This is a genomic window from Tsukamurella pseudospumae (assembly GCF_001575195.1).
GTDB classification, from domain to species: domain Bacteria; phylum Actinomycetota; class Actinomycetes; order Mycobacteriales; family Mycobacteriaceae; genus Tsukamurella; species Tsukamurella pseudospumae.
Genome location: NZ_LSRF01000056.1, coordinates 1 through 14,512, shown reverse-complemented (window position 1 = coordinate 14,512; position 14,512 = coordinate 1). Strand labels below are relative to the sequence as shown.

16 protein-coding genes are annotated in these 14,512 nt (G+C 69.5%); 7 read left to right on the top strand and 9 right to left on the bottom strand.

Going from position 1 to position 14,512, the window contains the following annotated elements; translation table 11 throughout:
- Nucleotide 1: 1 nt before the first annotated feature.
- The 5 genes from pgm to AXK60_RS14455 form a co-directional block, all read right to left on the bottom strand.
- Nucleotides 2-1,642 (bottom strand): phosphoglucomutase (alpha-D-glucose-1,6-bisphosphate-dependent), encoded by a 1,641-nt coding sequence (gene pgm / locus AXK60_RS14475; RefSeq protein ID WP_068571931.1) that lies wholly within the window; start codon nt 1,640-1,642, stop codon nt 2-4.
- 133 nt (nt 1,643-1,775) lie between these two features.
- Nucleotides 1,776-3,170: a GntP family permease gene (locus AXK60_RS14470; RefSeq protein ID WP_068571930.1), complete on the bottom strand. Its 1,395-nt coding sequence runs from the start codon at nt 3,168-3,170 to the stop codon at nt 1,776-1,778.
- A 26-nt stretch (nt 3,171-3,196) separates the two neighbouring features.
- Nucleotides 3,197-3,835 (bottom strand): bifunctional 4-hydroxy-2-oxoglutarate aldolase/2-dehydro-3-deoxy-phosphogluconate aldolase, encoded by a 639-nt coding sequence (locus AXK60_RS14465; RefSeq protein ID WP_244881113.1) that lies wholly within the window; start codon nt 3,833-3,835, stop codon nt 3,197-3,199.
- A 2-nt stretch (nt 3,836-3,837) separates the two neighbouring features.
- Complete coding sequence (locus AXK60_RS14460) at nt 3,838-5,439, bottom strand: N-acyl-D-amino-acid deacylase family protein (protein WP_082778049.1); 1,602 nt, start codon at nt 5,437-5,439, stop codon at nt 3,838-3,840.
- A gap of 12 nt (nt 5,440-5,451) precedes the next feature.
- On the bottom strand, nt 5,452-6,705 hold the full coding sequence (locus AXK60_RS14455) for a type III PLP-dependent enzyme domain-containing protein (RefSeq protein WP_068571928.1): 1,254 nt from the start codon (nt 6,703-6,705) through the stop codon (nt 5,452-5,454).
- Between the two features lie 120 nt (nt 6,706-6,825).
- On the opposite strand from AXK60_RS14455, the gene AXK60_RS14450 reads away from it, so the two are divergent.
- The 4 genes from AXK60_RS14450 to AXK60_RS14435 all read left to right on the top strand — a co-directional run bounded on the left by AXK60_RS14450 (nt 6,826) and on the right by AXK60_RS14435 (nt 10,183).
- The gene (locus AXK60_RS14450; RefSeq protein ID WP_068571926.1) at nt 6,826-7,857 is read left to right on the top strand and encodes a sugar kinase; all 1,032 of its coding nucleotides are present in this window, start codon (nt 6,826-6,828) and stop codon (nt 7,855-7,857) included.
- The gene (locus AXK60_RS14445; protein WP_068571924.1) at nt 7,854-8,600 is read left to right on the top strand and encodes an IclR family transcriptional regulator; all 747 of its coding nucleotides are present in this window, start codon (nt 7,854-7,856) and stop codon (nt 8,598-8,600) included. The genes AXK60_RS14450 and AXK60_RS14445 overlap by 4 nt, the downstream gene beginning before the upstream one ends.
- Nucleotides 8,601-8,666: 66 nt before the next feature.
- Entirely contained in the window at nt 8,667-9,071 is a 405-nt protein-coding gene (locus AXK60_RS14440; protein WP_068571921.1) for a RidA family protein, read from the top strand.
- Nucleotides 9,072-9,151: 80 nt separating this feature from the next.
- Nucleotides 9,152-10,183, top strand: coding sequence for a cation diffusion facilitator family transporter (locus AXK60_RS14435; RefSeq protein WP_082778048.1), 1,032 nt, complete (start codon nt 9,152-9,154; stop codon nt 10,181-10,183).
- Here AXK60_RS14435 and AXK60_RS14430 read toward each other — a convergent pair.
- Nucleotides 10,153-11,100: an esterase/lipase family protein gene (locus AXK60_RS14430; RefSeq protein ID WP_068572814.1), complete on the bottom strand. Its 948-nt coding sequence runs from the start codon at nt 11,098-11,100 to the stop codon at nt 10,153-10,155. The genes AXK60_RS14435 and AXK60_RS14430 overlap by 31 nt on opposite strands.
- A 219-nt stretch (nt 11,101-11,319) precedes the next feature.
- Here AXK60_RS14430 and AXK60_RS14425 point away from each other — a divergent pair, with 219 nt between their 5' ends.
- A complete protein-coding gene (locus AXK60_RS14425) occupies nt 11,320-11,523 on the top strand; it encodes an excalibur calcium-binding domain-containing protein (RefSeq protein ID WP_068571919.1) in 204 nt (67 codons plus the stop codon).
- 300 nt (nt 11,524-11,823) lie between these two features.
- On the opposite strand, the gene AXK60_RS14420 is transcribed toward AXK60_RS14425, so the two are convergent.
- On the bottom strand, nt 11,824-12,123 hold the full coding sequence (locus AXK60_RS14420; protein ID WP_068571914.1) for a hypothetical protein: 300 nt from the start codon (nt 12,121-12,123) through the stop codon (nt 11,824-11,826).
- A 67-nt stretch (nt 12,124-12,190) separates the two neighbouring features.
- The gene (locus AXK60_RS27075) at nt 12,191-12,358 is read right to left on the bottom strand and encodes a hypothetical protein (RefSeq protein WP_175400037.1); all 168 of its coding nucleotides are present in this window, start codon (nt 12,356-12,358) and stop codon (nt 12,191-12,193) included.
- Between the two features lie 922 nt (nt 12,359-13,280).
- On the opposite strand from AXK60_RS27075, the gene AXK60_RS14415 reads away from it, so the two are divergent.
- Nucleotides 13,281-13,781 carry a hypothetical protein gene (locus AXK60_RS14415; RefSeq protein ID WP_068571912.1) on the top strand — a complete coding sequence of 167 codons (501 nt, stop codon included), beginning with the start codon at nt 13,281-13,283 and terminating at the stop codon, nt 13,779-13,781.
- Here AXK60_RS14415 and AXK60_RS27070 read toward each other — a convergent pair.
- Nucleotides 13,778-13,951 carry a hypothetical protein gene (locus AXK60_RS27070; protein WP_175400036.1) on the bottom strand — a complete coding sequence of 58 codons (174 nt, stop codon included), beginning with the start codon at nt 13,949-13,951 and terminating at the stop codon, nt 13,778-13,780. The genes AXK60_RS14415 and AXK60_RS27070 overlap by 4 nt on opposite strands.
- 158 nt (nt 13,952-14,109) lie before the next feature.
- Between AXK60_RS27070 and AXK60_RS14410 the strand changes: the two genes are divergently transcribed.
- On the top strand, nt 14,110-14,512 hold a 403-nt coding region (locus AXK60_RS14410), incomplete at its 3' end, for a transposase (RefSeq protein WP_175399988.1).

The following is a 14,512-nucleotide window of genomic DNA, read 5'->3' as shown; positions in this document are numbered from 1 at the left end:
GCTATCCGCCGAGCACCCCGTCGACGAGGGCCTTCGCCTCCGCCTGGACCTGCGCGAGATGCTCCGGCCCCTTGAAGGACTCCGCGTAGATCTTGTACACGTCCTCGGTACCGGACGGCCGGGCCGCGAACCACGCGTTCTCCGTGGTCACCTTGAGCCCACCGATGGGCGCACCGTTGCCCGGGGCGCGGGTCAGCTTCGCCGTGATCGGCTCCCCCGCGAGCTCGTCGGCGGTCACCTGCTCCGGCGACAGCTTCGACAGGACCGCCTTCTGCTCGCGGCCGGCCGGAGCGTCGGTGCGTGCGTAGGCGGGCACGCCGTACTCCTCCCCCAGCACCGCGAAGTGCTGCGACGGACTCTTGCCCGTGACCGCGAGGATCTCCGAGGCCAGCAGCGCCATGATGATGCCGTCCTTGTCGGTGGTCCAGACGGAGCCGTCGTGCCGCAGGAAGGAGGCGCCCGCGGACTCCTCGCCGCCGAACCCGACGCTGCCGTCGAGCAGGCCGGGCACGAACCATTTGAAGCCGACGGGGACCTCGAGGAGCGTGCGCTGCTGCTCGGCGACGACCCGGTCGATCATCGAGGAGCTGACGAGCGTCTTGCCGACGGCCGCGTCGTCGCGCCAGCCGTTGCGGGAGGCGAAGAGGTAGTCGATGGCCACCGCGAGGTAATGGTTCGGATTCATCAACCCGCCGTCCGGCGTGACGATCCCGTGCCGGTCCGAGTCCGCGTCGTTCCCGGTCGCGATGTCGTACTGGTCCTTGTTCGCGATCAGCGAGGCCATCGCGTTCGGGGAGCTGCAGTCCATCCGGATCTTGCCGTCGGTGTCCAGGGTCATGAACGCGAACTGCGGGTCGACCGTGGGGTTCACCACCGTCAGGTCGAGGTTGTAGCGATCGCCGATCGCGCCCCAGTAGCCGACGGCGGCGCCGCCGAGCGGGTCGGCGCCGATCCGCACGCCCGCGTCGCGGATCCTGTCCAGGTGCAGCACCGACGGCAGGTCGCCGACGTAGGAGTCCAGGAAGTCGAAGCGCTGCACGACGTCCGACGCCAGCGCCTGCGCCAGCGGGATCCGCCGGACTTCGCGCAGGCCGCCCTCGAGGATCTCGTTGGCGCGGGCCGCGATCGCGCCGGTCGCGTCGGTGTCGGCGGGGCCGCCGTTGGGCGGGTTGTACTTGAAGCCGCCGTCCGCGGGCGGGTTGTGCGACGGGGTGACCACGATCCCGTCGGCCTCCACACCGGAATGGGACCGGTTGAAGGTGAGGATCGCGTGGCTCAGCGCCGGCGTGGGCGTGTAGCGGTCGTCGTGGTCGATGAGGGTGGTGACGCCGTTGGCGGCGAGCACCTCGACGGCGGTCTCCCAGGCGGGCACCGAGAGCAGATGGGTGTCCTTGGCCAGGTACAGCGGGCCCCGCACGCCCTGCGCCGCGCGGTACTCGGCGATGGCCTGCGTGGTGGCCGCGATGTGGTTCTCGTTGAAGCTGCCGTTCAGCGAGGTGCCCCGGTGCCCGGAGGTGCCGAAGGCGACGCGCTGGTCGGGGTTCCCCGGATCCGGAACGATCGAATCGTACGCCGCGCGAACGGCTTCGACGTCGATCAGGTCTTCGGGGAGCGCCGGCAGGCCGGCACGCGAATGAGCCATCTTCAGTCCACCTCATCTGTCCGGGACGGCGCCGCGGATCGCGCGGGGCCGGAGCTCAAACGTATCCGCGCGAGCGCCTCCGCGCGCGGGAACCGCGGCGACGGCCGGTACCCGTCACCGCGGCGCCCCGGCGCTAGACGATCGCCCAGACGATCAGCACCATCGCGAAGCCGACCACGGACAGGACCGTCTCGAGGACGGACCACGTCATGAGGGTCTGCTTGACAGTCATGTTGAAGTACTTCGCGACGATCCAGAAGCCGCCGTCGTTGACGTGGCTGAGGATGATCGAGCCGGCCGAGATGGCGATGACGATGAGGGCGATCTGCGCCTGCGAGTAGTTGCCCGCGGCCACCGTCTCGCCGATGATGCCGGCCGTAGCGGTGATCGCCACCGTCGCCGAGCCCTGCGCGATGCGCAGCGCGCAGCTGACGAGGTAGGCCGACACGATGAGCGGCAGGCCGAGGTTGCTCATCGACTGGGTGAGGGCCGTGCCCACACCGGTCGCCTTGAGCACGGCACCGAACAGCGCGCCCGCACCGACGACGAGGAGGATCATGCCGATGGGCCGCAGGGCGTTGCCGGTCATCTCGGCGAGCTGCACCGCCGTGATGCCGCGCCGGATCCCGAGCAGGTAGAAGGCCAGCACGACGGCGATCGTGAGTGCGATCGCCGGCGTTCCCAGGAAGACGAAGATCGAGTAGGGCATCGAGCCCTGCTGCAGGGTGACGCTGCCGAAGGTGGCGCCGAGGATCAGCAGCATCGGGACCAGGATCACGAAGGCGATCAGGCCCAGGCCGGGCGGGTTCGCGGAGGCGTGCTTCTCCTCGGGTACCAGCTCCTCCGGGACGTCGACGATCACGCGCTTGCCGATCCAGGTGCCCCACACGACACCGGAGGCGAACCAGGCGGGGATGCCGCAGACGAGACCCATGACGATGATCCAGCCGAGCGAGGTGTGCAGCAGGCCCGCGGCCGCCACCGGACCGGGGTGGGGCGGCAGGAAGGCGTGCGTCATCGACAGGCCCGCGAGCATGGGCAGCGCGTACATCACCAGCGACTTGCCGCCGCGCTTGGCGGCCACGTAGACGAGCGGCGCGAGGATGAAGATGCCGATGTCGAAGAACACCGGGATGCCGAGGATCAGGCCCGTGACACCCATCGCGAGCGGCGCACCCTTGGGGCCGAACAGCTTCAGCAGCCAACTCGTGAGCACGTCGGCACCGCCGGAGCGTTCGAGGATCGCTCCGAGAACGGTGCCGAGACCGATGATGGGTGCGATGTGCCCGAGGATGCCGCCGAAGCCCGTCTCCAGGATCGATTGCGCGGCCCCCTTCTGCGGTGACCCGACGAGCTTCTCCACGGAGACGCCCGCGATCAGCGCGAGCCCCACCGAGACGATGATCAGCGCGATGAACGGCTCGAGCTTGACCTTGATGATGAGGAGCAGCAGGACCACGATCGATACCGCGGCGAGGGTCAATAGACCCCCGGTCTCGTGCTGCAGCCAGTGCATGGCCGAGGACATGGGTGGGTTCTCCCGTTCTGGAAGGGTCAGAGCGCGGCGACGAAGCGCGCGGCGCGGGTGGTGATGTCGGCCCAGTCGCCGGCGGCGACGGTGTCGGGGGGCACGACGGAGGTGCCGGCGCAGACGGCGACGGCGCCGGCGCCCAGGAACTCGCGGGCGTTGCCCTCGCTGACGCCGCCCGAGGGCAGCAGCGGCAGGCCGGGGAACGGGCCGTGGAGGTCCTTGAGGTAGCCGGGGCCGAAGGCCTTGGCGGGGAAGATCTTCACCGCGACCGAGCCCAGTGCCGCGGCGCGGGCCACCTCGCTCGGGGTGAGGGCGCCGAGGAAGATCGGGGTGCCGAGGTCGCGGGCCGCCTCGGCGACCTCCTCGTTCACGTCGGGAGTCACGAGGAACCGGGCGCCGGCGTTCACGGCGTCGCGGGCCTGTGCGGCGGTGCGGACGGTGCCGACTCCGAGGTTCGTCCCCTCGACGGTGGCCGCGCGCTCCAGGTGGCCGAGCACGCCGGGTGTGGTGAAGGTGAGCTCGACGGTTCGGATACCGCCCTCGGCGAGGGCGCGACACAGCGCTGCGGCGTCGGGTAGCGCGGGCGCGCGCACCACGGTGAGCGCCCGGTCGGCGGTGAGGTCGTCGAGCAGGCCGGGTGCCCCGGCGGTGGATTCGGACACGGTCACAGGACCCCTTCATCGGTCAGTCGCAGCGCGCCGCCCGCGAGCGCGCCGGTGGGCTCGCCGTCGTCGAGAGCGGGGACACCGCGGACGAGGACGTGCGTGAAACCCGCGGCGGGCGTGCGCGGGGCGTCGTAGGTGGCGCGGTCGATCACCGCGTCGGGGTCGAACAGCGCCAGGTCGGCGGCGTAGCCCTCGCGGACGAGGCCCCGTCGGACCAGCCTCAGGCGACGGGCGGGACGGCCTGTGAGGTGGCCGACGCACTCCTCGAGGCTCATCAGCCCCAGGTCACGGCTGTAGTGCCCGAGGTACCGGGCGAAGGTGCCCCAGGCGCGGGGGTGCGGCTTGCCGCCGACGAGCAGACCGTCACTACCGCCGGTGTGCGTGGGATGCCCCATGATGGCGCGCACGTTCTCCTCGTGGCCCACGTGCTGCAGGATCCCCGTGGCCAGGCGGTCCTCGAGGAGGATGCCGACGCAGACCTCGAACGGGTCGCGAGCCTCGTCGGCGGCGATCTGCGCGATGGTCCTGCCCACGTAGTGCGAGAGTGCTTCGTTGCCGACACCGCTGATCTCGATCGTCTCCCACTCGGCGATCACGCCGTGGCAGCCGTCGGAACCGGTGTGCTCGAGGTGTTCCCGGATCCGCGCGAGCGGTTCGAGGTCGCGGAGGCGTTCGAGGGTGGCATCGGCCCCGCCGGACGCCGCCCAACTGGGCAGGATCGCGGCCAACGTGGTGGCACCGGGCAGATAGGGGTAGGTGTCGAGCGAGATGTCCGCGCCCGCGGCGACCGCCTCGTCGAGCAGCGCGAGCAGTTCCGGAGCACGTCCCTTGTTCGGGCCGAAGTTGAGCGTCGCGTGCGCGAGGTGCAGCGGGCAACCGGTGCGCCGCGACAGCTCGATCATCTCGGCGTACGCCTCCATCGCGCCCGCGCCGTAGCTGCGGTGGTGCGGCGAGAAGTAGCCGCCGAGTTCTCCCGTGGTGCGCAGGAGCGCGGCCAGCTCGGCGTCGTCGGCGTACATGGCCGGGGTGTAGGTGAGGCCCGTCGAGAGGCCGACCGCACCCTCGCGCAGCCCCTGCGCGAGGATCTCCTGCATCCGCTGCACCTCGGCCGGTGCGGCGACGCCGTCGTCGAAGCCGTGGGCCAACGCGCGGAGCAACCCGTGCGGCACCAGGTAGGCGAGGTTGGTGGCGGTGCCGGCCGCATCCAACCGGTCCAGGTACTCGCCGACGGTGCGCCACGAGAAGTCGAAGTCCGCGGGGTCCGTGTTCCAGCCGGCGATCTGCCGCCGCACCACCGCGAGGGTCTCGTCGGAGACGGGCGCGTAGCTCAGGCCGTCCTGCCCGATGACCTCGCAGGTGACGCCCTGGGTGATCCGCGACGGGTGCGCCGGGTTGAGGAGCACCTGCAGGTCGGAGTGCGCGTGCATGTCGATGAAGCCCGGGCTGAGCACCAGGCCGTCGCCGTCGATCACGCGGTGCGCCGCGCCGAGGTCGCGACCGATCGCGGCGATCACACCGTCGGCGATCGCGACGTCCGCGGTGTAGCGCGGCGTCTCCGTGCCGTCGACCACGGCCGCGCCGCGGATCATGATGTCGTGCATGCGCGCCCCTCCCTAGAAGTACGTGGAGATGACGTCGACGACCTGAGGGTCCTGACCGTCGTCGGCGACGACGGGGATCACGCGCCACTTGTCGAAGACGGTGCAGGGGTGGCTGAGGCCGAGCCGCACCACGTCGCCCACCACCAGCGGGTCCTCGGCGGCGAGCCGGAGGAAGGCGTGCTGGTCGTTGACGGCCGTGATCACCGCGTCGATCGGGCGGGAGTCGGCGCCGAGCCCCGCGGCCGCCACCTGCGGCTCGGGCAGGCCCTCGTCGAAGGAGACGTCGCGGCGCCCCACGTCGAGCAGAGCGAGGCCGGGCTCGGGCCGCGAGATGACCCGTGCCCACACGTGCATGGCCGAGCGCAGCCGCGGCGCGTCCGCCTCACGGCCGGACGGCGTGATGCCGCGGTAGAAGCCGTCGTCGTGGATGATGTACGCCCCCGACCGGACGACGACGCGGGCGTCCTCGAGGCCGCCGAGGATCGCGGCGACCCGGTCGAAATAGGCGCTGCCGCCGGCGGATACGACGATCCGACCCTCGGGGTAGAGCGGACGCAGTCGCTCGTGCAGCTCGAGCAGCCCGCGAAGGTAGTCGTCGACCGTGGTGAGCGCTTCGGCGCTCGTGTCGTGCGCGAACGCGCCCTCGTAGCCCGTGACGCCGCCGAGGCGGAGACGCTCCGACGCGGCGATGCGCCGCCCGATCTCGAATCCCTCGTCCACGCTCCGCGCACCCGTCCGGCCGCCGGGACCACCGAGCTCGACGAGGACGGTGGGCCGCCGTGTCGCGCCCGCCAGACCTCGCTCGAGCGCGTCGACGGTGCCGACCCCGTCGGCCCAGAGCACGACCTCGAGCGCCGGGTCCGCATCCAGCGCCTGGCCCAGCCAGCGCAGGCCCGCCGGGTCGGCGATGGCGTTGGCCACGTGCAGGTTCCGGAACCCCGCTGCGACGGCGACCTGCAACTGCGGCAGGTTGGCGATGGTGATGGCGGTGGAACCCGCGTCGAGCTGGTCCTGCCACAGAGCCGGGGCCATCGTGGTCTTGCCGTGCGGCTCGAGGTCGAAGCCGTGCGCCGCGGTCCAGCGGGCGAACTCGGCGACGTTGCCGGCCATGGCCGCGCGATCGAGGACGAGGACGGGCGTGGAGAGGTCTGCCAGGTGCGGCGCGCGGCCGAGGAAATCGGCGGTGTTCATGCCGTTCGCCCACGCGGGGACTGCCTTGTCGACCACACTGAGCACATCCGGTCGCGCGTCGATCCCGTTGGCCATTTCACTCCCTCATCTGCTACGTTGCACATGTTGCAATCATCGTTGCGTGATGCGTGTCACAGACGGTAGCATCGCTCCAAGGCCCTGCACAACCACCTGATTTCCGAAAGGCGCGAGACGGTGACGGAACCCTGGATCGCCTGCCTCGGCGAACCGCTGGCACTGGTGTCGGCCGCCGAGCTCGACGCACCCGAGCCCGCCATGCACGCCGGCGGCGCGGAGGCGAACGTCGCGGCGGGCGTCGCCGTACTCGGCACGCACACCGCGTTCATCAGCAGAGTGGGCGGCGACGCGGAGGGAGCGCGGATCGTCGAGCACCTGCGCGCGCACGGCGTCGACGTCGCCGCCGTGGAGGTGGACCCCGCGGGCGTCACCGGCCGGTACGCCAAGACCGAGGGGGTCGACGCGTCGGGTGAACCGACGACCGCGAGCACGTACCGGCGCGCCGGTAGCCCCGCCGCGGGCATGGGCACGGCGTTCCTCGCCCGCCCTGCGGTCGCGGAAGCGCTGGGCCGGGCGCACATCGTCCACACCAGCGGCATCACGCCGGCCTTGTCCGCGTCGTGCGCCGAGCTGACCCTCGCACTCCTGCGCGATCGCGCCGGCGTGCCGGGCACCGTCACCTTCGACGTCAACTGGCGCGAACAGCTCTGGCCCAGCGGGGACCCGTCCCTCGTGATCCGGCTGGCCCGATTCGCGGACGTGGTGCTCGTCGGCTCGGACGAGGCCGAGCGGGTGCTCGGCACCGGCGAACCGGCGGAGGTCCGGGCACTGCTCCCCGAGCCGCGCACCGTCATCGTCAAAGACGGTGCCGTGCGGGCGATCGCGGTGGCGCGCGACGGCTCGCAGGTCGCGGTTCCCGCGCTGTCGGTCGAGGTCGTCGAACCGGTGGGTGCCGGCGACTCCTTCGCCGCCGGCTTCCTGCACGGCCTGGCGCACGACGAGGACATGCGCACCTGCCTGCGGCGGGGCCACGCCGGCGCGGCCGCCACGCTGACGGTGCGCGCCGACTTCGCCGTCCTCCCTCCGGAGGCGATGGCCGCGCTGCTCGCGTGCGACGAGCAGGACTGGGCCGATGCGCACATCGGCCCCGGCGGAATCCACGTGGGCGGCACCGACTTCCCGCCGCCCCGGGAGAGCGGGGGCTCATGAGCCAGAGCCTGACCCGCGCACTGGAGATCCTGCGCCTCCTGGGCGAGGGCCCCGCCACACTCGACGAGCTGGCCGACGAGCTGGGCGTGCACAAGACCACGGTGCTCCGCCTGCTCCGCCCGCTCACCGACGCGCGCTTCGCGTATCACGACGAGGCGCACCGCTACCACCTCGGATCGCGCGTGTTCGACCTCGCCGCGCGCGCGTCCGAGCAGCGGGGCATCCGGGAGATCGCGGCGCCCCACCTGCTGGCGTTCAACCGCGAGTACGGCCGCACCACCCACCTCGCCGCCCGCGAGGGTGACGCGGTGGTCTACATCGACAAGCTCGAGTCGCGCGACCTGATCCGGATGTACTCGCGGATCGGGATGGAGGCGAATCTGAACTCGAGCGCCGTCGGCAAGGTGATCCTCGCGGCGCTGCCGGATGCCGAGCTGCGTCCGCTCGTCGCGGGCATCGACTTCGCGTGGCGCACCCCGAACACCATCGTCGATCCCGGCGTCTACCTGCACGAGATCGAGACGGTCCGCGAGCAGGACTGGGCCGCCGATCGCGAGGAGAACGAGCCGTCGATCAACTGCATCGCCGCGCCGGTGCGCGACGCGTCCGGGGCCGTCGTGGCCGCCGTGTCGGTGTCCGTGCCCGACGTCGTGCTGCCCTTCGACCGACTCCTGGATCTGCTGGGGCCGCTGCGCACGACGTGCGAGGCGATCTCGGCCGACTGCGGGTACCGCCCGCGCTGAAGCCTCCCCGGCGAACCCGGGGAACACCGGAACACCGGAACACCCACGAGAACAAAGGAAATCACCATGACCTCGACCGCCGTCTCGACCACCGACGCCCCCGCGCCCGCGCACTTCTTCAGCCAGGGCGTGCGCCGCGGCAACATGCTGCAGGTCTCGGGCCAGGGCCCGATGGACCCCGCCACCAACCAGTACATCGCCGAGGGCGATGTCAAGGAGCAGACGCGGCGCACGCTCGAGAACGTGAAGGCCATCCTCGAGGCCGGCGGCGCGTCGGTCGCCGACGTGCTGATGTTCCGCGTGTACCTCACCACGCGCGACGACTTCGGACCGATGAACGAGGTGTACGGCGCGTTCATCGCCGAGAACGTCCCCGACGGCGCCGCGCTGCCCTGCCGCACCACGGTGTTCGTCGACCTGCCGCACGAGGTGATGCTGGTCGAGATCGATGCGCTGGCCGTTCTCGACTGACCGCCACCGCCCCGATTGATACATGCGCATATCGCAATGTATGGTCGACGGCGACGAGTCGTACGACGATCGGGGCTGAGATGAGCGGGCACGCACACGGCGGGCACGGCGGGCACGACCACGGCGTGAGCGCCGACGCCGACAAGCGCTGGCTGAGCATCGCGCTCGCGCTGCTCGTGGGCTTCATGGCCCTCGAGGTGACGATCGGCATCCTGGCGAGTTCACTCGCATTGATCACCGACGCGGCGCACATGCTCACGGACGCCGCCGCGATCGTGCTCGCGCTGGTCGCGATCCGGCTCGCGGCGAAGCCCGCGCGCGGCGGCTACACGTGGGGATTCAAACGCGTCGAGATCCTGTCGGCGCAGGCCAACGGGATCACGCTGCTGCTGCTCGCGGCGTTCTTCGTCTACGAGGGGCTCTCCCGACTGATCAGCCCGCCCGATGTCGACGGGCCCCTGGTGTTCTTCACCGCCCTTGCCGGGTGCGCGGTGAACCTGGCCGCGACCTGGTGCATCCGGCGCGCGAACCGCAGCAGCCTCAACGTCGAGGGCGCGTACCAGCACATCCTCAACGACCTGTACGCGTTCATCGCCACCGCCATCGCGGGTGCGGTCATCTGGGCCACGAACTGGGGCCGAGCGGACGCGATCGCCGCACTCGTGGTCGCGGCACTCATGCTCAAAGCGGGATGGGGCCTGGTCAAGGCGTCCGGCCGGATCTTCCTGGAGGCCGCACCCGAGGGCGTCGACCCGGCGGAGGTGGGCCGCGACGTGGCCGCGGTCGCGTCGGTCGTCGAGGTCCACGATCTGCACATCTGGGAGATCACCTCGGGACAGCCGGCCATGTCGGCGCACGTCCTCGTGACACCCGGCGCGGACTGCCACGCCGTCCGGTCGAGCATCAGCAGCATGCTGCACGACGAGCACGACATCGAGCACGCGACACTACAGGTCGATCACGCGGGTGCCGAGGACCACTGCGGTGACCCGCACGGCGAGCCCTACTCCGCCGGGCCGGCCCCGTCACGCGGTCGGGCCGCCGACGGTGCCGCCGGGTGCGGCCCGGGCCATTCCCCGGTTCAGGCCCCGGAGAACGGCGGGACCACGTAGCACGGCACCGCCCGCGGGTGCTGCGGGTCGAGCGCGTTGAGCACCATGTACGCCGCCCGACGCGACCCCGCGATCGCGAGATGGTCCGAGAAGTCCTGCGCGCACGTGTCCTGCACGACGATGTTGCGCACGCCGATCCCGGCCGGCCCCGGGACCTGGCCACTCGTGTACGGCAGCACGAGCTCGTCGTAGCGCGTCGAGATGTTCGTGTACTCGACGCCCTTCACGTACGGCGAGCCGCCGGACCACAGGTCGTCGAGGAAGCGCGAGCCCGGCAGCATGTCGCCGATGGACTCGAACACCGGGAAGTACGGGTCGCGGACGCCGAGACCGTGGACGAACACCGACGCCGCCCGCCCGAGATCGCCGCCGGTCCCCCGCCACAGCGGCGCGAGCGAGACGTACTTGCCCACCTTGTCGGCGCCGCCGAGCCGCTTGAGGTAGTACGACGGCATGAGCGTTCCCTGCGAGTGGCCGATGAGGTCGACCTTCTTCGCGCCCGTCGCCGACAGAACTCGTTCCACCACGGCCTTCAATTGCTGGGCGCTCACGGCGAGCGGCCGGGTGCCGCCGATCTGATTCGCCGGCCACGGCGCGCCGGGCAGCGCGCCGTACGTGAAGGAGAACACGCAGTAGCCGTTGTTCTTGAGCAGCGGCGCGTAGGCGCCCCAGTTGGTCTGCGCCCCGCCCCCGGTGCCGTGCACCAGCACGACCGGGTCGGGGTGGCGCACCGTCGGCCTGCAGGAGTAGTCGTCGGTCCCGGGCAGGGACCCGTTCGGGTTCGTCAGCTCCGACGGTATGCCGCCGAAGAAGCTGAAGTTCTCGGGCAACGGCTCGGCGTACGACGGTGCCGCGAGCAGGAACGCCGCGGCGGCGGCCGCGGCGGCCGCCCGTCGCCAGACGGAACGCAGGTTCATGATCACAGAAGGTAGCCGAGCCCCGAACCGTGCGTGGAAGATTTCTAGAACTTGTTCCATATCGTCGAGCCCTTGCGAATCGTGACCAACGGTCACTTTCCCGACTAATTACTCATATCCGGCGATCGAGTTGCCTCCGCAAAGGCGTACACCGACAGGTATCGCGGGAGAGGGACCGTCCCGCGATCGTCGTCCCCCACCCGGTCTGCAGGAGTTCGCATGTCCACTTCCCTCATCCGCGCCGTCGCGGCGGCGCTCGCCGTCGCCGCGCTCGCCCTCCCGGCCGCGGCGTCCAACGCCGATCCCGTCTACAAGAACTGCACCGAGGTGCGCCAGGCCGGCAAGGCCCCGATCCTCAAGGGCCAGCCCGGCTACAGCAGCAAGCTCGACCGCGACGGCGACGGGATCGCCTGCGAGAAGTAGCCGCAGCGCGAACGCGAAAGCGCCCCCTGACCTGCCGGTCAGAGGGCGCTCTCTGTGGAGCCGCCGGGAATTGAAGAACCTGTACGTTCCCGCTGGTGGGAGGCTCGCCACCCCGCCTGAACTTCGGTGTATTACCTAGTAGTACGGACAGATCACGGTAAATGCGGAGGCTCTCACGGGGAATGCGGGGACAGCTAGTCATTGCCCTCGCTCTCCTTCAAAGAACTCTCGCAGCGTGGTGGGGACGTACGGGTAGGCATCCGCCGCGTAGCGCTCCTGCCAGAGTGACTCACCGAAGTGCTAACGCGCTGCCTCGTAGTAGGGAACATGCACGCGGTGGGTCACCCCGGTCAGCGAGGCAATGTCCGACCGTTCAGCGTCCGACAACAGCCGCGCGAGACCATCCTCCCCCAGCACGCTTTCCAGCTCATAGCTCGACGCCGCCGCGTCCGAACAGTTCCGTTCTCCGATGCTCTTATGCACCATGCGATGATCCTTCGCCCGAGACGAGTCGTACGTGAAGATCACCTCCGCAGCGCCCGCATCTTCAATCCACTCATTGCAGCTATCGCACACCCACCGCACCGTCGCCTCACTCATCTTGCAAAGTATGGCAGTCGTTCCCATCACCAGGGGCACATCTGAGCGTCCCGCGACTGTTACAGAGCTACCGCACTACCTCGGGTTCACCCTCGTACGCGGCGACGTCCACCACCCGCTCGCTTTCGTTCCGCCCGCCCACGTGCGCGAGCACCACCTCGGGCGGCAGGTCCGCGAGCTTCCAGATGGTCCCGTTGGTGGAACGAACCGAATCAGCCAGCGGATAGATCGTCACCGAAGTTGCACACTCTCCATGAGCGTTCCGATTTTTCCCAGCGGACTCCGTATGTGATCGCGCTATTATGCGCCGTCACTGCGCCGCGCCGCACGGTAACTTGTCCCAATACACTAATTCCGTTGGTTGACGTTTCTTGCGCCGTCATGCTCGTGACCACTCCGTCACCGTCCCGGTGTCGCGCACTTTGGTACGCCCCAAGAAAAGCATCGTCGGTGAGTGAGAGAATCGACTGATGTAGGTGACCGCAACTCAATTGCAATGCACGAGCCCGATCCCCTCGATCGTAGGCGTCGATAAGCGCAGTCGTCACACGCCCTATCTCCGACGACGGAGCGATAACCGTCGTTGGTTGCGTCGAAGATTGCCGTTCCGAATCGGGCACAACAGTAGGACCAACACACCCAGCCATGCTGCCGACAACTCCAAGGATCACCACAGTAACCGCTGCACCCCGTCGAGCAAGGCTTCGGCGACACTTCGACGGGATCACTAGCTCCACGCCTCGTTCAGTATCCGCCACAACACACCCCTAGGTCGGCAGAGTAAATACAAGGACGATAGCACCGCCGCAACCAGAAGCGTTATCGGCTTCCTCGTCAATGTGCAAGTCGCCACCGACACGACGGCGCGCCTCCGCGCGAGGAAAGGGCTCCTGAACAGCGACCCGTTCCGCATCCACGGAATAGTCCGCCCTGCGATCCCACCAACGATGCGCAGTCCCATGAGCGGTGGGTCCACGACTGCGGCACGTTCACGGGGTTCTTCCTCGACCCACCCCGCTGACCTACGTGTCCGTGGACGACCGAGGGATGCCGCGCTACATCTACGGCGTGATCGACGCGTGGATCGTCACATGGGAGTGACCCGCCCAAGTCCACGTTTGGGCGGACACAAGGTGCACCTCGCTAGCGTGGCGTGCATGATCCTGTACCATTACACCTCCACTCAGCACCTCCCGAAGATCATGGGCGGCGGCGTGCTCCTGACCACCGAGAACAACTTGCGCGCCGCGAAGATCGTGGGCGGCGTGGACGTGAACGCGAATAAGGGCAGGGGCGTCGTGTGGCTGACCGATGTCGCTGAGCCCGAGGGTGACCCGTTCGCGATGCGCGGCTCGGCGGTGGACAAGTACGCCGTGCGGATCACCGTGGAGGTGCCCGATAAGGAGGCGCTGCGCTGGGACAAGTACGTCGCGAAGCGCAACGGAGAGAAGCGGGTCTTCGAGGCGCTGAGCCGCGACCTCGCGTGGCGGAGGGTGCGTGTGGTCGAGCGGCGCATCTACGCCGACGAGTGGCGCGAGGTACGGGTGAGCGACGACGTGATCGACTTGCCGACCGAGTGGGAGCGCACCCCGCATGACGGCTCCGTGGATATCCGCACGAACATCGGCGCGGAGGCAGTACGGCTGGGGATCGACTAGCAACAGGGGCGCGCCCACTGCTCCGCACCCCACTCGCGCTGCACCATCTCCAGCCCCTCGACCGTCACCACGCCGCCGTCACGGAGGGAGGTCCAGTAGGCGCGCTCGTCAGCGAACACCGCTTCGACCCACGCGGGCAGGGCGGGAACACCATCGTCGGACTCAGTCATGCTGCGGCTCGATTTCGACAGGCGTGAGCCCCTTGGGAAGCTCTAGCCTCGGCCTTTCGCGGGTGAGGTCGTGTCGGACATGAAGAAAGGTGCTCTGAGCTGGAAGAATAGGGGTTACCACACCAACCTATTTCCAGTCTCGAAGGAGCACCTTTCTGGTGAGTCAGTCTACGTCCTGCTACCCGAAGGTGTCGGTCGACGCGGCCGGAACGAACCTCGTCTCGCATGCCGGGACAGTGCTGTTGCTTCGTACCGCCGAGACGATCGGTCTGATGGCGGCCCTGACCAGTGCGTTGACGCCGTGGCGCAAATTGAACGCGATTCATGATCCGGGGAAGACGGTGCTTGATCTGGCGGTGTCGATCGCGGCGGGTGGGGACTGCCTGGCTGATGTGGATCAGCTCCGCAACCAACCGCAGGTGATGGGGCAGGTGGCCTCGGATCCGACGGTCTCTCGGCTGATCACCGCGCTCGCCGACGACGTCGACGTGGCGTTGGCGGCGATCGCAGGAGCGTCCGCGCAGGCCCGGGCCCGGGCGTGGGAACTCGCCGGCGAGGACA